This is a genomic window from Corynebacterium sp. S7 (assembly GCF_054401105.1).
Genome location: NZ_CM136760.1, coordinates 1,445,831 through 1,464,201 on the forward strand (window position 1 = coordinate 1,445,831; position 18,371 = coordinate 1,464,201).

General features: G+C 56.3%; 13 protein-coding genes and 1 pseudogene. 10 read left to right on the plus strand and 4 right to left on the minus strand.

What is annotated here, in order from left to right:
* Positions 1-15: 15 nt before the first annotated feature.
* From ACXZ66_RS06975 to ACXZ66_RS06995, 5 genes are all read left to right on the plus strand, one after another.
* Complete coding sequence (locus ACXZ66_RS06975; protein WP_458751204.1) at positions 16-2,469, plus strand: DUF262 domain-containing protein; 2,454 nt, start codon at positions 16-18, stop codon at positions 2,467-2,469.
* An 832-nt stretch (positions 2,470-3,301) separates the two neighbouring features.
* Positions 3,302-3,688, plus strand: coding sequence for a DUF4259 domain-containing protein (locus ACXZ66_RS06980; protein WP_458751205.1), 387 nt, complete (start codon positions 3,302-3,304; stop codon positions 3,686-3,688).
* A 41-nt stretch (positions 3,689-3,729) separates the two neighbouring features.
* On the plus strand, positions 3,730-5,823 hold the full coding sequence (gene uvrB / locus ACXZ66_RS06985) for an excinuclease ABC subunit UvrB (protein WP_458751207.1): 2,094 nt from the start codon (positions 3,730-3,732) through the stop codon (positions 5,821-5,823).
* 46 nt (positions 5,824-5,869) lie between these two features.
* Positions 5,870-6,328 (plus strand): universal stress protein, encoded by a 459-nt coding sequence (locus tag ACXZ66_RS06990; protein ID WP_458751209.1) that lies wholly within the window; start codon positions 5,870-5,872, stop codon positions 6,326-6,328.
* A gap of 82 nt (positions 6,329-6,410) precedes the next feature.
* A complete protein-coding gene (locus ACXZ66_RS06995) occupies positions 6,411-6,854 on the plus strand; it encodes a universal stress protein (RefSeq protein WP_458751211.1) in 444 nt (147 codons plus the stop codon).
* Between the two features lie 52 nt (positions 6,855-6,906).
* On the opposite strand, the pseudogene ACXZ66_RS07000 reads toward ACXZ66_RS06995, so the two are convergent.
* From ACXZ66_RS07000 to ACXZ66_RS07010, 3 genes and pseudogenes are all read right to left on the minus strand, one after another.
* Positions 6,907-9,119 (minus strand): annotated as a pseudogene (locus ACXZ66_RS07000) (HelD family protein).
* A 103-nt stretch (positions 9,120-9,222) separates the two neighbouring features.
* Positions 9,223-10,128, minus strand: a complete 906-nt coding sequence (locus ACXZ66_RS07005) for a DoxX family protein (protein WP_458751213.1) — start codon at positions 10,126-10,128, stop codon at positions 9,223-9,225.
* Between the two features lie 83 nt (positions 10,129-10,211).
* Positions 10,212-10,814, minus strand: coding sequence for an MBL fold metallo-hydrolase (locus tag ACXZ66_RS07010; protein ID WP_458751215.1), 603 nt, complete (start codon positions 10,812-10,814; stop codon positions 10,212-10,214).
* A 108-nt stretch (positions 10,815-10,922) separates the two neighbouring features.
* Here ACXZ66_RS07010 and uvrA point away from each other — a divergent pair, with 108 nt between their 5' ends.
* Positions 10,923-13,772 (plus strand): excinuclease ABC subunit UvrA, encoded by a 2,850-nt coding sequence (uvrA, locus tag ACXZ66_RS07015; protein WP_458751217.1) that lies wholly within the window; start codon positions 10,923-10,925, stop codon positions 13,770-13,772.
* 7 nt (positions 13,773-13,779) lie between these two features.
* Here uvrA and ACXZ66_RS07020 read toward each other — a convergent pair whose 3' ends face one another.
* Positions 13,780-15,633 carry a DUF2339 domain-containing protein gene (locus tag ACXZ66_RS07020; protein ID WP_458751219.1) on the minus strand — a complete coding sequence of 618 codons (1,854 nt, stop codon included), beginning with the start codon at positions 15,631-15,633 and terminating at the stop codon, positions 13,780-13,782.
* Between the two features lie 354 nt (positions 15,634-15,987).
* Between ACXZ66_RS07020 and infC the strand changes: the two genes are divergently transcribed.
* From infC to ACXZ66_RS07040, 4 genes are all read left to right on the plus strand, one after another.
* Positions 15,988-16,512: a translation initiation factor IF-3 gene (gene infC, locus ACXZ66_RS07025; protein ID WP_458751315.1), complete on the plus strand. Its 525-nt coding sequence runs from the start codon at positions 15,988-15,990 to the stop codon at positions 16,510-16,512.
* A 33-nt stretch (positions 16,513-16,545) separates the two neighbouring features.
* Positions 16,546-16,740, plus strand: coding sequence for a 50S ribosomal protein L35 (gene rpmI, locus ACXZ66_RS07030; protein WP_018296330.1), 195 nt, complete (start codon positions 16,546-16,548; stop codon positions 16,738-16,740).
* Between the two features lie 54 nt (positions 16,741-16,794).
* A complete protein-coding gene (gene rplT, locus ACXZ66_RS07035) occupies positions 16,795-17,181 on the plus strand; it encodes a 50S ribosomal protein L20 (protein WP_018296329.1) in 387 nt (128 codons plus the stop codon).
* Between the two features lie 294 nt (positions 17,182-17,475).
* A complete protein-coding gene (locus tag ACXZ66_RS07040; protein ID WP_458751220.1) occupies positions 17,476-18,312 on the plus strand; it encodes a TrmH family RNA methyltransferase in 837 nt (278 codons plus the stop codon).
* Positions 18,313-18,371 lie beyond the last annotated feature (59 nt).

The window sequence follows — 18,371 nt, forward strand, 5'->3', positions numbered from 1 at the left end:
TTTAAAGGAAGTGCAATGAAGGGTCAGCCCACCGAGATTTGGAAAATCTTCAACATGGGAGATACCACGTTGGAGATTCCCGTCTATCAACGAAATTATGACTGGGGAACAGCTCAGTGCGCCCGACTTTTCGATGATCTTGAATCTTTGGCATTGGCCGACAAAAGCGTAAAACCGAAACACTTTTTCGGAGCTGTCGTAGGTAAAACCGAAGGTTCGTGGAAATGGGTAGTAATTGACGGTCAGCAAAGGTTGACGACGGTTAGCCTTCTTATGCTTGCCATTACAAGAGCACTTGAAGAAGATGAGATAGTCGCCGGCGAGGATTCTGACCTTGGGCCGAAGCTCCTAAAAAACTATCTATTGAATGACTCCGACCCCAGAAAGCCGAAATTTAAGCTTAAGCCAGTAAAAAATGATGCAGCAGCATATAGGGCACTTTTTGGGCCTGAGGAGGACTTTGTAGATTCATCGAATGTGACTGCAAACTACCGCTATTTTCGGGAGCGTCTGCGCAAAACGAATCTAGATGCATCTCGCTTATGGGATGCCATCAGAAGGCTCGAGGTAATGCATTTAGATCTTGAAGAGCACGACGACCCCCAAAGCATTTTTGAATCCCTAAATTCAACTGGACTAAACCTCAGCGAGTCCGACAAGATTCGAAATCTTGTACTTATGAACCAGAACTTAGCTGAGCAGGAGCGGCTCTACGAGGATCGTTGGAACCCGATCGAAGAGAATGTGGACTATCGAACAGACTGGTTCATACGCTGGTATCTCACTGCAAAGACAAGCAAGACTCCTCGGGAAAATGATGTGTTCGAAGCGTTTAAGCGCTACGTGCAGCGAAGCAGTGATTCTGTTTCCGAAATCCTCGATGACATGTTTGAGTACTCGAAAAACAGCAGGGCAATTACTCATGCATCAACAGGATTCCCTAAGGTTGACCGCCGCCTGCGCCGCGCCAACTTAATTCTCAGTGATGTCGTTTACCCGTTTTTGATGCCAGTAATTGCCGATGCTAAGTCTGGAAGAATTACGGAAAATGATCTTGACGATGTTGTACGGATCATTGAATCCTATATTTTCCGTCGAAGCATTTGCCAAGTACCAGCGAACTCGATGAATAAGACATTTGCAACTGCATATAACGACATTCGAAAACTGAGGACTGACGGGCAAAGTTACGCAAGCCTGCTGACCTGGATTCTTCGGCGTCGCGACGGCGGATCAGGACGATTCCCCAACGATGTTGATTTTCGCGAAAGTTTCGCAACCCGCGATATGTATCATCTTCGCCCAAGTCAACGACAGTATCTTTTCGATGTCTTGGAGAATGGCGACTCAAACGACAACCGAGATATTGCTGCCAAGATCGAAACAGGGGACTTAACAATTGAACACATTATGCCTCAGACTTTGACAAAAGCATGGGAAGATGAGCTTGGTCCAAATGCTCACGAAATTCATGATGCATGGGAAAACAGAATTGGAAACCTGACGGTGACGGGATACAACTCCACGTACTCCAATTCGTCGTTCTCTAAAAAACAAGAGATGGAAGGTGGATTTTCCACATCGCCCTACAGGCTCAACATCGATGTGAAAAGTGCTCAACGCTGGGACGAAGCAGCCATGTCCGATCGGAGCCACCGGCTCAGTATACAGGCAATAGGCTATTGGAAATTTATCGAGACTGATTTCAAACCACCAGAGGTCGTTCGACCGACGGAGCCGATGGGTACGGATACTTCGTTCAGAAGCAAGGTAATTACTGCTTATGAATTTGGCGACATATCCGAAACGGTGGAGTCTTGGACCGAGGCTGTACCAAAGATCGTTTCTGCCTTACTCGACGAACACCGTTCGGCCATTCTGGCTGCAGCAAAGGACGAACCTCGGCTGACTACAAATGTTGCAGAGGCTGACAAGCCAAAGTCAGGATACACGGTAGTAGACCCAGGATTAGCAGTGCAGGTGAATACTGATACCAACCAGAAGATAGGGCTCCTACGTCGGCTATTTGAAAGGCTTGGCCTGGACCCAGAAGATTTGATCTTCACTCTAAGGCCAACAAGTAGCGACCAAACAGGAGATGATTCTGGCGAGGGAGACGATGCATCATACCGAGGAAAATACGCTGCCCTAACTAAATTTTCAGACGCCGTTGCTGAAGCTGCTGCCCTTCAACTTGCTCCTGAAGACACTGCTCAGCTACGCGAAGAATTTAAAAACGAGTTCGAAGCTTTGAAGCGTGAAAACGCACTGGATGACTTGCAAGGACGAAGCGTAGCAGAATTTACCAGTCAAGTTTCCATCTCAGAAATGACTCCAGAGCAAGTACTTGCCGTGATTACTTTGCTGTTTGCGACAGAATCCATGGTTGGACAAGGCGTAGTACATAATGCAATCGTTAGCGGCGAAATGAGTCAGTATCTCGATCGCCTGACCCAATCGGGAAAGTAGCTTAAGCGAATACCTATTGGCTTATAGTCCGCCGTGCGGACTTTTTGGGGTCCGCAGGAGTCTGTGGGGGATCCGTCAAAGTGGGAGATCGTTAAGAAACTACGGATTTCTGTCGCTCTATAGTCCGCCGTGCGGACTTTTTGAAGGTCTGCAGAACCGACAGTATGACCATCAAGGTGGGGAATAGGCGGAGAATCTGCCAATACCTGTCGGCTTATATTCCGCCGTGCGGACTTTTTGAAGGTCTGCAGAACCGACAGTATGACCATCAAGGTGGGGAATAGGCGGAGAATCTGCCAATACCTGTCGGCTTATAGTCCGCCGTGCGGACTTTTTAGGGTCGCGCCTCGGTTTGCAAGACAGGCGCTGTCCCGTCGGTTCTTCAAAAACAGTAGAACGTTGCTCGGCAATATCTATCGTCGTATAGTCCGCCGTGCGGACTTTTTGGGGTCCGCAGGAGTATGCGGAGGATCCGTCAAAGTGGGACATTGTTAAGAACTTACGGATTTCTGTCACCCTATAGTCCGCCGTGCGGACTTTTTGGCGGTCCGCACCAGGGTGCACATGTCGCCAAGTGAGCTAACTGGTCCCACTCTGGGAAGCTCCCAAATAGCCTCGGGATTTCCGCCCAAGCCACATCAATGATCGCAGATCCCGGGGTATCGAGGTCACGGAGTTTTGACAGTTGGTCGGACCAAAGCTGTGACTGCGGTACCCAGGGATCCTCACCTAGGGAGGGTGGGGAAGAGGCCCTCACGGCAACGGCGGACCCCCAAGAAAACACCCAAAACAACCTCGAACCCGAGCGCAAGCAGGATTAAACTCGCTTTCCATGAACACCACGAACCAGCAAACCGAAGCAATCGCAAAAACCGGCCCTTTCGACAACACCGAAGCCCAGGAACTCATCGCCGACCTGAAAAAGGGTGGCCTGCCGGTCAGCGAGCTGCTGCCGAACCGTGGCCACAAGCACCTTAGTACCGACGAGGGCGAGCTGATCGTCGCGCTGGCTGCCATGGCCACCGGCAATAAGCCAGAGGGGATTCCGGACGAGACCATCGCAGAGCTCAACGAGCCAAAATTGCGCAACAACCTGCGCGAGTCCCTCGACGCCGTGCTCATGGATGCCACAGTCTCCGACCTCTACGGCCAGTGGGAGAAGCGTGGCAAGGCCGAACTGAACGAGTGGAAAGCCCGGTCCTGGGTCGACCTGTCCTAGGCCATAACTAAGCGTCGACCGCCAGCGCTAGACTTGAACGCATGGCATTTCCAGCTGAACACCCGGTGATCCCACATTCTGATTTCCGCCCCGTCGGCGACATCGAGCGTGCCGATAACAAGTTTGAGGTCATCTCCGAATTCGAGCCCTCCGGCGACCAGCCGAAGGCCATCGCCGAGCTCGACGAACGCCTCAATCGCGGCGAGGAAGACGTGGTGCTTCTGGGCGCCACCGGTACTGGTAAGTCGGCAACCGCGGCCTGGCTGATTGAGAAGCAGCAGCGCCCGACCCTCGTGATGGCGCCGAACAAGACGCTTGCCGCCCAGTTAGCCAACGAGCTCAAGGAGTTGCTCCCGAACAACGCCGTCGAGTACTTCGTCAGCTACTACGACTACTACCAGCCCGAGGCCTACATCGCGCAGACGGATACCTACATTGAGAAGGACTCGTCGATTAACGAGGACGTCGAGCGCCTGCGCCACGCGGCCACCTCGAGTTTGCTCTCGCGTCGCGACGTAGTCGTGGTCAGCTCCGTCTCCTGTATCTACGGCCTGGGCACACCGCAGTCCTACCTCGATCGTTCCGTCGTTTTGCGTGTCGACGAGGAGGTGGATCGCGACCAGCTGCTTCGCCTGTTGGTAGACATCCAATATGAGCGCAACGACATCGACTTCCGCCGCGGCACCTTCCGCGTCAAGGGCGACACCGTCGACATCATCCCGGCCTACGAAGAGGTCGGCGTCCGCGTGGAGTTCTTCGGCGATGATATCGATGCTCTCTATTACATCCACCCAGTCACGGGCGATATTTTGAAGCGTGTCGACGAGCTGCGCATCTTCCCGGCCACCCACTACGTTGCCAGCGAGGACCGCATGGAAAAGGCCATCGAGGCGATCAAGGAGGAACTCGCCGATCGCCTCGAGGACCTAGAAAACCGCGGCAAACTACTCGAGGCCCAGCGCCTTCGCATGCGCACCGAATACGACTTGGAGATGATCCAGCAGGTTGGTTTCTGCTCGGGCATTGAGAACTACTCGCGCCACATGGACGGTCGCGAGGCAGGCTCGGCGCCAGCGACGCTGATTGATTACTTCCCGGAGGACTTCCTCACAATTATCGACGAGTCCCACGTCACCGTCCCACAGATCGGCGGAATGTACGAGGGCGATATGTCGCGCAAGCGCAACCTCGTTGAGTTCGGTTTCCGCCTCCCGTCGGCGGTGGACAACCGGCCACTGACCTTTGCGGAGTTCGAAGAGCGCGTTGGCCAGACTGTATACATGTCGGCTACTCCGGGCGACTACGAGCTCGAGGCGGCCCAGGGTGAATATGTCGAGCAGGTGATTCGCCCGACCGGTCTGGTCGACCCTGAGGTAGAAGTCCGCAAGACCGAGGGCCAGATCGACGACCTCATTGAGGAGATTCGCCAGCGCACCGCGAAGGATGAGCGCGTGCTGGTGACCACCCTGACCAAGCGCATGGCCGAGGATCTCACCGACTATCTCGTGGAAAACGGAATCCGCGTGCGCTACTTGCACTCGGACATCGATACCTTGCAGCGCGTGGAGCTTTTGCGCCAGCTGCGCCTCGGCGAATACGACGTGCTCGTGGGCATCAACCTGCTGCGTGAGGGCCTCGACTTGCCCGAGGTTTCGCTGGTGGCCATTCTCGACGCAGACAAGGAAGGCTTCCTGCGCTCCAGCAAGTCGCTGATCCAGACCATTGGACGTGCGGCCCGTAACGTCTCGGGCAAGGTGATCATGTACGCCGACAAGATCACCGATTCGATGGCCAACGCGCTGGACGAAACTGAGCGTCGTCGTGAGAAGCAGATCGCCTATAACAAGAAACATGGCATCGATCCGCAACCGCTGCGGAAGAAAATCTCCGACATTTTGGATGAAGTGTACGAAAACACAGGTGACGTTGATTCCGTCGCGGGCGACACTGCCGTGGCAGATCGCCCCGATACCTCCACGATGGCGGCCGACGAGGTGCAGAAACTCATCGATTCGCTCTCGGCTCAGATGGCTGCGGCGGCACGCGACCTGAAATTCGAGCTTGCAGGCAGATTGCGCGACGAGATTGCAGACCTTAAAAAAGAACTTCGGGGTATAAAGGAAGCAGGAATCTAAATATCTCGAGCAACTTCACAGAGCAACTACACAAAGGAAGCTTTCGATGCATTCATACAATACGATCATCGTGGGTACGGACGGTTCCGCATCTTCGTATTTAGCTGTCCGTTCTGCCGCTAGCCTCGCTAGAGTCTACGGTGCTGAGCTGTTGGTCATCTGCGCTTACTACAACACCACCGGTTCGCTCCTGAATTCGCCTACCTCCGAGTACTCCACTCTTCCCGTAGTCAGTGATTCCCGTGCGCAGGAATACTTGGAAAAGGCGGGCGTCATCGCTTCCGAGGAATCGGCAAAGCAAGTTCGCCTCATTGCAAAGGGTGGCTCCCCGGTGAACGTGCTGGTGGATTCGGTCCGCGAGCATAACGCTGACCTGCTTGTTGTAGGCAATAGGGGAGTCAACTCCCTGTCCGGTCGGGTTTTCGGAAATATCCCGACCGGTGTCGCGCGCCAGTCGAATTGCGATGTGATGATCGTAGATACTTCGTCTGAAAGTGACGACTAAATAGTTACCTATGTTGTTAGAATAGGTAACCACACATACAAACGTGCATTCGCGAGTTCGATTGAAAGGTCACAAGAAAATTATGAGCAGTTACTACAAGTCGATTGTTGTTGGCACCGACGGTTCTAAGTCTTCCCTTCTAGCAGTGGAGCGCGCTGCAAAGATTGCAGCCGCATTCGACGCAACTCTCATCATCGGTTGTGCTTACTACGAAACCGAGGAAGACGTTTCGAAGACACTGCGCCAGGATTCCGTCACCATCTTGGGCGATGAGATCGCACAGAAGAACCTCAAGGCAGCTTCCGAGGTTGCTCGCGAGTCCGGTGCGACCAACATCGAAACCGCCGTGCGCCCAGGCACCCCAGTGGATGCCCTGATGGCAATCGTCAACGACAACAATGCAGACCTTCTTGTTGTTGGTAACCGCGGCATTAACTCGCTCACCGGCCGTCTGCTGGGTTCCGTCCCAGCTGATGTTGCTCGCCAGTCTGACTGCGATGTCATGATTGTGCACACCGTGAACTAGTCAGCGGTACGCAGAGAAGCCCTCGTCACTTAAGACGAGGGCTTTTCAGCGCTTAGAACTCCAGCTCACCAATCACAGTCAGCGTCTGCGTTGCGCGAGTCACCGCAACGTAGAGGTCTTGCCAACCCTGTGGCGACGCCTCCACAATGCACTTCGGCTCAACCACAACAACATGGTCGAACTCCAGACCCTTGACCTCGCTGACGTTGTCCGCAGTAATCACGGAGACTAGGCGATCGTCGTCAAACGCGATCTCTTCGGGCGCCGTGCCACTGGGCAGGTAACGTACCGGCTTGCCCGTGGAGCGAATGGCCTGCGCGGGCTTCGCCTCGGGGTCGATCTCAGCGAGAATGCGATTGGCCAGCTCCATGATCTCGCTTGGGGTGCGATAATTCACCGTCAACTCGTGATGCGCGAAACGCGTCCCCACATAGGGCTCCAGTGCGGTCGACCAATCGTCGATACCCGCGGGCGAAGAAGTCTGCGCAGTATCGCCCACCAGGGTCATCCACCGCGACGGTGAACGCCTAAAAATCATCCGCCATTCCATCGGCGAGAGTTCCTGCGCCTCGTCGACAATCACGTGACCGTATGCCCAGCGATAATCCTCGCGCGCACGCTGCGCCGTGGAACGAATATCGCGCTCCTTTTGCCTGCTCGCCAGAGTCTCCGCATCGATCACGTCGTGTGCGGACAAAATCTCGGCCTCGAACTGGTCATCGTCGTTGTCCGTGGCCTCAGAGGAGGACAAAATGTCCAGCGCGTCCTCGGCCTCGGCCACCTGTTGACGCCATTCCTCCTCTTCCTTCTTCCGCTGCTCCTCCGGGTCCGCAACACCAATGAGCACCGCCAACTCGTCGATAAGCGCAGCATCGGAGGCCGTCATCGGCGATCCCGCCTCGCGATACAGCGCCTCCTGCGTGTCCTCGTCGTAGTCGCCCGCGACGGCCGCAATCGCGTCACGGTCGGTCAGCAGCGCGTCGAGGACATCGAAGGGTCAAGCTCAGGAAAGAACTTATCGACGAGCCCCTGCACCGCCTTTTCTTCCGCTAGATCATCGTGGAGCTGATCAATATCGGCAGCTGAGAGTAGGTTTTCGCCGCCGAGCGGGTCAGCGCCGATCTTGTCGGCCATCTGCAGCGCGAGCAAGTTGGTGAACTCCTCGGCAAAGATGGCGCGGGCCGGATTGTGCGGCTTGCGCGAGCGACGTGCCCGGGTGCGCGCCTTCTTCACCAGCGCCTCGGTCACCTCGAGCTCGATGGAATCAATGGTGATCCGCTCCGTCTTCTCCGGAAGCGTTTCCCAGCCCTGAACGGTGCGTTTCAAGATGGTGACCATCTCTTCGGAGCCCTTGATCTCGCGGCCAATGAGACTTTCGGTGCCTTCTGGCGTGAGCCCCGGAACCAGCTCGCCGATGGTGGTCAGCACCACGCCGGTCTCGCCGAGTTCGGGAAGCACGCGGGAAATGTAGTCCAGGAAGGTCTTGTTCGGGCCAACAATGAGCACGCCTGTGCGCGCGAGTTGGTCACGCCAGGTGTACAAAAGGTAGGCCACGCGGTGCAGGGCAACAGCGGTTTTGCCGGTGCCGGGACCGCCCTGAACCACGAGGACTCCGCGGGTATCGTCGCGGATGATCTCGTCTTGCTCGCGCTGAATTGTTTCAACGATCGAGGTCATATGGCCCGTTCGGGCCTCATTCATTGCGCGGTGCAGCGCAGCCTCGGAGCTGACATCGGCCGTCGGTTCGTCGCGGACTGCGCCGGACAGGACCTCGTCGTCAATGCCCGTAACCTCGCGCCCCGACGTGCGGATCTGGCGACGCAGCTCCACACCTTCGGGGTGTGCAGTGGTGGCCAGGTAGAAGGGGCGGGCCATTGGCGCGCGCCAATCGAGAAGGAGGGTGCGGTAATGATCCTCGCGATCGTCGATACCCATGCGTCCGATGTAGCGCCGATCAAGGTCGGGCCGGCCGGGGACGGGATTCTCGCCACCGGGTTCATTGATGTCGATGCGACCGAAAACCAGGCCGATTTCTGCGACAGTGAGGGTATCTAACTTTGCGTTAAGCCCGTGGTACTCGGTTTCGCGGCGCACCAGGGCGTCCGAATCCGGGTTATCGGGGTCCACTTCCGCCTGGACCTGCTCCAGGCGGGTCCGAGCATGGTCCACTTCTTGGTCGAGGTGGGCGAAAAGGGTATCTACGTAGGCTTGTTCCTGCGCGATCTCGTGTGCATCACGGGACGTGGTGCTTGTGTCTGTGCCCACGAAAGGCGACCTCCTTGGAAATATGGCTGACCCACGATACTAACAAAAAATAAAAGCTCGGGCTCGCGGCAATTTCCGCGAGCCCGAGTAAAGGGTGAGAAGTTTACTTATCCAGCTTCTTGCGTGCCTTAATGATCGCCTTCTCCGCGCGATTCTGCAGCTTATCGGCCTTCTTCTGGGCATTCTTTGCCGCGCAACCGGTCTTCTTGGAAGCCTTAGTCAGCGCCTTGTCGGCCTTCTTCTGAGCCTTGTTGGCCTGCTTCACCACACCCTTGCGAGCCTTCTTGGTGTCCTTGTTTACGTCATCGAGCCACTCGGAGGTGGTGTCGCGCGCAGCGCCCAGCCAACCAGCGGTGGTGTCCACGGCAGTGTCAACGAGCTTGGAAGCGGTGTCGATCCAGTCATCCTTGTTCTCATCGACAAAGTCCGTGACCTGCTTGCCCGCCGCCTGCGCCTGGGTGGTCACCTTGTCGGTGGTGTCCTGGATCCAGTTGGATGCCTGGTCAAGGGCCTTCTCGGACTCCGACTGGGTCGGCAGTGCCGCCTGGACCTTCGCGTTGACATCCTTCGCGGCCTTCTCGGTGCGCCACTTCAAGCCAGGCTTGCCGGCGGTGTCAGCGGTGGCAAGGAAGAGTCCGCCCAGCAGTGCGACGTTGGTCAGAGCACCGTTACGACGAGAGGCCTTTTTCTCTGGAGTCTTCGCATCCCAGAAGGCGTGACGGCCAAGCAGGGTAGGAACTGCGGCAGCCGTGAGCAGACCAGCCGAGAAACGAGGTGCCTTACCCAGCGCATACAAGGCGCCCGCGCCAACCTTGGTACCGCCAACTACCTGTGCGACCAACTGTGGATCCTTAGGAACCTTATTTGCGTAGCTTGCTGGCAGTACGGTGCGCAGCTGCTTCAGGAAGCGTTCCGAGGATTCAATGTGGCTGTCGGTGTTTACGAGTGTGTCCACGCCATCAGCGACGTAGACAGAAGCGAGCATGGGGCGTGCAATCTTGCGAATCATTTGAAACATCATTCCTTAGTCTTTGAATTCCTAGGATTCATTAAGAATTGTCTATTGGTCCTTCTTTCCACTCTAGGCCGATTTTACCAACGACGCTCCCACCATTCCGTTAAATGTGAGCGTTCCGTGCCCACAGTTGTATTTTTTCCGTGGCCTGGCCAGAGGATTGTTTCGTCGCTGTATTCATCAAAAACGCGGGTCTTGGCATCGTTATATAGGCGCACGAAGTCGCCCTCCGACGCCGTCTTACCCAAGCCGCCGGGGAAGATGGAATCGCCGACAAAGATATTTGTCACACCGTCAATCTCGACCGGTAGGCACACGCCGCCTGGGGTGTGCCCGCGCAGGATGATCACGGGCAGTTCCTCGTCAGCGAAGGTGAGAATGTCGCCGTGGTTCAATTCGTGGTCGACGGGAGCTGGCAGTGCAGGGGAGTCCAGAAACGATGCCCAGTGGGTGGCACCGGTGCGAGAAAGGACTTCCTTGAGCGCACCGACGTGGTCAGGGTGACGGTGCGTGGTCATCACATCCGTAATTGTCACCCCTGCCTGCTCCGCCATCTGCAACAGTGCATCCGCATCGGTCGGGGCGTCGATAAGCAATCCCTTATCCCCTTTGGCGATGAGGTAGCTATTGTTGTCCATCTTTCCGACGGAAATGCTGTGCAATACAAAGGTGTTGTTCATGATTGAGAGGATACGCGAACTTGGTTGGCGTGAAATGATTGATCGCTGGTATGTTCGACAGTTGAAAGCTCTTCTACGGTTGAACATCCGGAAAGGGATACCTACTTCGTGGCTGACAAGCTCATTGTGCGCGGTGCGCGCCAACACAATCTCAAGAACATTGATATTGAGATGCCTCGCGACAAGATGGTCGTGTTTACCGGCATGTCCGGATCCGGCAAGTCATCGATGGCCTTTGACACCATCTTTGCTGAGGGGCAGCGCAGGTATGTTGAGTCGCTGAGCTCCTATGCGCGCATGTTTTTGGGACAGATGGACAAGCCCGACGTGGACTATATAGATGGTCTCTCGCCGGCGGTGTCCATTGACCAGAAGTCTACAAACCGGAACCCGCGCTCGACCGTGGGAACGATTACCGAGATCTACGATTACCTGCGTTTGCTCTATGCACGTGCGGGTACGCCACACTGTCCTGAATGTGATGCGGTGATTGAGCGGCAGACTCCGCAGCAGATCGTGGACCAGGTGATGTCCATGGAGGAACGCAAGAAGTTCCAGGTGCTCGCTCCCGTGGTGCGCAAGCGCAAGGGCGAGTTTGTGGATCTGTTCAAGGACCTGGCATCGCAGGGATTTTCGCGTGCGAAGGTGGATGGGGAGATCTATCAGCTTTCCGAACCCCCAACCTTGAAGAAGCAGGTCAAGCACGATATTGATGTGATCGTGGACCGCCTGCAGGTCAAGGAAAGCCAGAAGCAGCGTTTGACGGACTCGGTGGAAACTGCGCTGCGTCTTGCCGATGGGCTTGTGGTGATTGAGTTCGTGGATGAGCCCGAGGATTCCGAAGATCGTTATGCCATTTTCTCGGAGAAGATGGCGTGTCCGAATGGCCACACGCTTAACATTGATAGCTATGAGCCTCGCTCGTTTTCCTTCAATGCGCCTTTCGGTGCCTGTCCTGACTGTGATGGTTTGGGCACGCGCACCGAGATGGATGTGGACTTGATTGTTCCGGACCCAGATGCTCCTGCGATTGACGCATTTCAGCCGTGGAATTCCAGCCCGAACAAGAGCTACTTTTCCAAGTTGATCGGGGGCCTGGCCGCCGAGATGGGCTTCGATGCGCAGGCACCGTTTTCCTCGCTGAAGAAGTCAGAGCAGCAGGCGTTGCTAGAGGGCTCGAATACAAAAGTTCATGTGACTTATAAGAATCGCTACGGGCGCCAGCGCAATTTCAACTCGGAATTCGAGGGCGTGATGGGCTATTTGCGCCGGAAGCTGGAGTACGCCGATACCGATGCCGCCAAGGAACGTTACCTGGCATACACCCGCGAGGTTGCTTGCCCTACCTGTGGGGGAACTCGCTTAAAGCCGGAGATCTTGGCGGTGCGCCTGAAGTCCACCACGCACGGGGAGAAGTCGATTGCGGGCTTGACCGCGTTGTCGGTTTCTGAGGCCTCCGAGTTTTTGGACAGTCTCGTGCTTGGCTACCGCGAGGAAATGATCGCCGGTGCCGTGTTGAAGGAAACGCAGGCGCGCCTGCACTTCTTGATCGACGTTGGCCTGACCTATCTTTCCTTGGACCGTTCCGCGGGCACTCTCTCGGGTGGTGAGGCCCAACGTATCCGTCTGGCCACCCAGATCGGTTCCGGTCTGGCAGGTGTGATGTACGTGCTGGACGAGCCTTCGATTGGACTGCACCAGCGCGACAACCAACGCCTGATTGGCACGCTGAAGAAGCTGCGCGACCTGGGTAATACGCTCATTGTTGTCGAGCACGACGAGGACACGATCCGCGAGGCGGATTGGCTGATCGATATCGGCCCGGCTGCCGGCGAGTACGGCGGAGAGGTGATCTACCAGGGTGAACCACAGGGCATCTTAGAGGCGCCTAATTCGGTGACCGGCGATTACTTGGCCGGACGCAAGAAGATTAAGGTACCGGAAACGCGTCGTGCGGTGGATCCAGAGCGCAAGCTCCAGGTCATTGGTGCGCGCGAAAACAACCTGGACAACGTGGACGTAGAGATCCCGCTCGGGATGCTAGTTGCTGTAACCGGTGTCTCCGGCTCGGGTAAGTCGACGCTGGTGAATCAGATTCTGGCAAAGACCTTGCAGAATACGTTGAACCGGTCGCGTCAGGTTCCTGGTCGGGTGAAGCGGGTCGAGGGCATGGAGCACTTGGACAAGTTGGTTCAGGTGGATCAGTCGCCGATTGGCCGTACCCCGCGTTCCAACCCGGCTACCTACACCGGTGTGTTTGACAAGATCCGTAACCTGTTTGCGGAAACGCAGGAGGCTAAGGTCCGCGGATATAAGGCCGGACGTTTCTCCTTTAACGTTAAAGGCGGGCGCTGTGAGGCTTGCCGCGGCGACGGCACCATCAAGATCGAGATGAACTTCCTGCCCGATGTCTATGTTCCTTGCGAGGTCTGTGGGGGATCGCGCTTCAACCGCGAAACCCTCGAGGTGCGCTACAAGGGCAAGAACATCTCGGAAGTTCTGGACTTGCCGATCAGCGAGGCAGCGGAATTCTTTGAGCCGATCCAGTCGATTCACCGTTACCTGGCTACACTCGTGGACGTGGGCCTTGGCTACGTCCGCCTCGGGCAGGCAGCAACCACGCTCTCCGGTGGCGAGGCGCAGCGCGTCAAGCTAGCCGCTGAGCTGCAGAAGCGTTCCAACGGCCGCACTATCTATATTCTCGACGAGCCCACCACCGGCCTGCACTTTGAGGATATTCAGAAACTGATGATGGTCCTGCAGTCCCTGGTAGACAAGGGCAACTCGGTGCTGGTGATTGAGCACAACCTCGACGTGGTCAAGTGCGCGGACTGGATCATCGACATGGGCCCCGAGGGTGGCAGCGGTGGCGGCACGGTTGTTGCTCAGGGCACCCCGGAAGATGTGGCCAAGGTGGAAGGTTCTTACACGGGTAAGTACCTCTCAGAGATGCTTTAGTGCTGCTTTAGTGCTGCTCGCGGGCCTTCGCACTCAAGCGAACACGGATCGTGGCAATGACAATCAACATGATGCCGGAAACCGTGAACGCGATCGCCCGCGTGATGCCATCTAGGGAGGAAAGGTCGAAGAAGACCAGCTTCGCCGCCGCACCGATGGCAAGCACCAAGCCAATGATGAGACTGAGCCTATCTGCAAGGAACCTCTTCGACAGCAACACCCACGCTGCAAGCAGAATCCAGGAGACCGACACGAACGCGTGGCCCACCACGTATCCGAACCCAGCCAGCACGCTGAAAGGCAGTGCAAACAAGAAGGAGAATATGGTCACCACGACCACTAGGTAGAGATACATTGCGACGAGGCTCAGGCCAATCAAGACCCCCGGCTGCACTCCCTTTAAACCTTCGCGGTTGAGGAAGCCCACCACAAGCACCAAAGCAAAGCACACCGCTTGGAGCGCAATTTCCGGGCTAGCTAGATCGAACACTGTCCTACGGGTGAACACCGGGCTGAAATCGACGGTCAGCAACACGGCGACACCTGCCCATGCCACCCACACAATGGTGTTGTAGGTCTTCTGCGAGCGAAGCAGCCACGTCACGGCCGCGAAGGCGAGAGTGAAGAAGGCCACCACCAAGAAATGGCGAGTTTCTGTATCTCTCGATTCCAGAGGGAACGTCACGTACAACGCAAAGATTGAAAGCGCGCCGAAGCAGAGCCAGGCCACCGATTGTTCTTGCAAATTCTTGTGCAGTGGGTTGGTGGCATCGGCTCGCTGAGTAATGACATAGCCCGCCGCTGTGGCCAGCGGAATCAGCCATGACACCCAACCGGAGCTAAACGCTGCGCTATAGAGCAGCAGAATCAAGGGAACAATCGTGAGCTGCAGAAGTTGAGTGCGCGGCTGTGGAGAATAAGCCTCGATGGCCGCAGCCGCGAGGGCATACACCACCAGCGCAATTATCGGCAGAATAGTGCCCATCTCGTTGCTGTCCACAGTGGAGAAGGCAGTGAATATCGCCAGCACCGACGCCGCGATACGCACATAGTGGAAGCCAGGCAAGATCACTCGCGGGTTCTTCGGAATGGTGGTCATCAACAAAATTGTAGGAAGTGCTAGCGCCATTAATTCATAGCCGCCGCCTATGAACAGCGACCAACGCAAATTAAGAAGGGCGCCGATTGTCATAGCCACGGCAAGCCAAGGGTGGCGACGTATCCGCGCAAACACCGCAAAAGCCACAAACAAGACGAGGAGGACTATGCTGCCAAACTCAGTCGACCACCAGTCCAGCCATACCACCGGCGCGATAAGAGTGATCGCCGCAACGAAGTACGATGTCGCATACAGTGCCGTCGACCCCGCCGTGGCGGTGGTTTTGCGCTCGACATAAAGCCCCGCCACAAATAGGGCAGCGGCCAGAAGCCCAGCCAGCAACACCCGGCCCAGTGGCCCGAGCAGCCCATTCTGGATAGCCAGGTTAATGCCGAAGCCCACACCAATGACCGTAATAATGGTGCCCAACACGGCAATGACGCGCACGATGATCTGCTCAGTAGTCAATGGCTGCTTCGCAGGTGGGGCCACATTAGGCACCGCTTCACGACGAAACCCACCCCCCTTCAACGTCACCTGCCCTTCAGGGCGTTGCTGGGGTTGGGCGGGGGCTTCGTCGTTAAGCCTATGTGTGGCTACGCCGATGACTCGCTCCGGTGCCTGTGTAGTCTCCATCTCCTGGATCAGGCGATGAAGTTCACCCATGGCATAATTGGTGCGAACCATCGCCGCGTGCAGATTATTGAGGCTATCGCGGGTTTCGGCCAACACTGCCCGAGGTGGGGGATTTTCCGTGCTCATGGCGCATTTACCCTTTCGCAGATTTTGGTGATAGATTTCATTATCAGCTACCAGGCACTTTTCCGCACTTGAAGGCGGATTTTGTTTCTCGGGCCGCCTTCTGTTAGAGTAAACGCCACTACCGCCCAACGCACTTTTCCAGGTGCCAGGGACGCAAGTGGAGTTACTCCCACCCCATGCCGCCAATCTGGTTGGTAACGGGTCAAATACACGGTATGTCTCGGTTGAGGCTGTACTAGTGTTTGGAAGAACTCCCGCTGCTCGTTTCAGAGCCAGCGGGTTTTTCGCGTGTGTAACTCTAAGTGCGACAACTGGTAGCGAATAAACTAATTGTCTTTTAACTGAGGAGTTCTCATCAGCGCTGAAGCTCGGATCAACGAAAGAATCCGTGTCCCTGAAGTTCGTCTCGTCGGTCCCTCCGGCGAGCAGGTCGGCATTGTCCGTACCGACGACGCCCGTAAGCTGGCTTACGATGCTGATCTCGACCTAGTCGAGGTCGCGCCAAACGCCAAGCCTCCCGTTGCCAAAATCATGGACTATGGCAAGTACAAGTACGAACAGGCCCAGAAGGCCCGCGAGTCACGTAAGAACCAGCAGCAGACCGTGGTGAAGGAACAGAAGTTCCGTCCCAAGATCGATGAGCACGACTACCAGACCAAGAAGAACAACGTTGTTCGCTTCCTAGAAAAGGGCAACAAGGTCAAGGTCACAATCATGTTCCGTGGTCGCGAGCAATCGCGTCCGGAACTCGGTTACCGTCTTCTCGAGCGTCTGGCTGATGACGTCAAGGATATTTCGGTTGTCGAGTCCCGTCCAAAGCAAGACGGCCGCAACATGACTATGGTCCTTGGCCCCACCAGCAAAAAGGGCAAGCAGTAGACCACCTTTTCCAAACTCTGAAGGGTTTAGATCATGAAGCAGAAGACCCACAAGGGCACCGCTAAGCGCATCAAAGTAACCGGTTCCGGCAAGCTGCGCCGCTACCAGGCTGGCAAGAAGCACCTGAACGAGCACAAGACCTCCAAGCGCGTTCGCCAGCTCAAGGGCGACGCCCCTGTTGCTAAGGCAGATGTGCCACGCATCAAGAAGCTCCTGGGCCGCGCATAATTTTCGCGCCCGAAAATCCATTTAAGAACTTTTAGACAGTAAGGAAGTACAACTGTGGCACGTGTCAAGCGCTCAGTTAACGCCAAGAAGAAGCGTCGCGCGATTCTGAAGTCCGCTAAGGGCTACCGCGGTCAGCGTTCCCGCCTGTACCGTAAGGCCAAGGAACAGTGGCTGCACTCCATGACTTACGCTTACCGCGACCGTCGCGCCCGTAAGTCCGAGTTCCGCAAGCTCTGGATCCAGCGCATCAACGCTGCAGCTCGCATGAACGACATCACCTACAACCGTCTCATCCACGGCTTGAAGCTGGCTGAGATCGATGTCGACCGCAAGATCCTCGCTGAGCTCGCAGTCAACGACTTCGCTGCGTTCTCCGCAATCTGCGAGGCTGCAAAGGCTGCACTGCCAGAGGACGTTAACGCTCCTAAGGCTGCTGCTTAAGCACTTCTGCTTGGTTTTTCTACCACCCGTTTCCCGGAACTTGGTTTCTGGGCGGGTGGTTTTGCTTTTTGCTGGGGATCATATCGGTGACGTTTGCATAATGTATGTAATGGCACGCGTAACAGGGCGTATTTTGTAACGTCACCGATCCTGGGCGTGCCTGCAGGACTTCGATATCGAAGACTAGAAAATAATGTCCGCGGTAGCATGCGTAAACGGCGTTTTTGGCGCGCATTTTTCAAGGACTTCGATATCGAATAAGCGGTAAAACACCCCGCTGCTAGCATAAGCGCCATGGCTTTAGACTTTGAGCAACCCTTCACCGAGCGCACCCCAAGAATTGTCAACGCGGCGAAGCTGCAGCGGGCGGCAGCTCGTCGTAAAGCGAATCAGTTCTTGGCGGAAGGGGAAAACGCCGTCGAGGCTGCTGTCTCCACCGGCGCTGCGACCGACCTCTTCGTCACCGAGGAGGCGGCGGAGAGGTTCGCCGACATCGTGACCACCGCGGGCTACATGGACGTGTACACGCACGCGATCACGGACAAGGCGGCGGAGCACCTCTCGGACACGGTGAACACCACCGGAATCTTCGCGCTATGCAAGCCTGTGACCTGGACTACGGGTGCGATTTTGAAGTCGCGGACGAATTTTGTGGCTGTGGGCGTGGAAACGAACGATCCGGGCAATGCCGGAACCTTGATCCGGATGGCCGACGCTTTGGGCGCCACCGCCTGCATCTTTGCTGGGGATTCCGTGGATCCGATGTCGCCGAAAGTGGTGCGCTCGAGCGCGGGATCGCTGTTCCATGTGCCGGTGGCGCGCGAAAAGGACATCAAGGGCGTGATTGGCCAGCTCAAGGCGAAGGGGCTGAAAATCGCAGCCACCACCATGGATGGCGAGGTCAGCCTGGCTGATCCTGGCGAGTTCATTGATCAGCCCACTGCCTGGCTATTCGGCAACGAGGCGCACGGGCTGCCCGAGGAGATCTTGGCGCTCGCGGACTTTCGAGTGTCCATCCCAATTCATGGCTCGGCGGAGTCGCTGAACCTGGCAACGGCGGCGGCGATGTGCCTGTGGGAGTCGTCCAAGGCGCATTACAAGGACCAGAACACCAGCGCCGACGAAAATTAGTCGAACGTACCGGGTATGCTGGTTGAGTTGTAAATTTAGCTACTATTCACAGAAGGGCT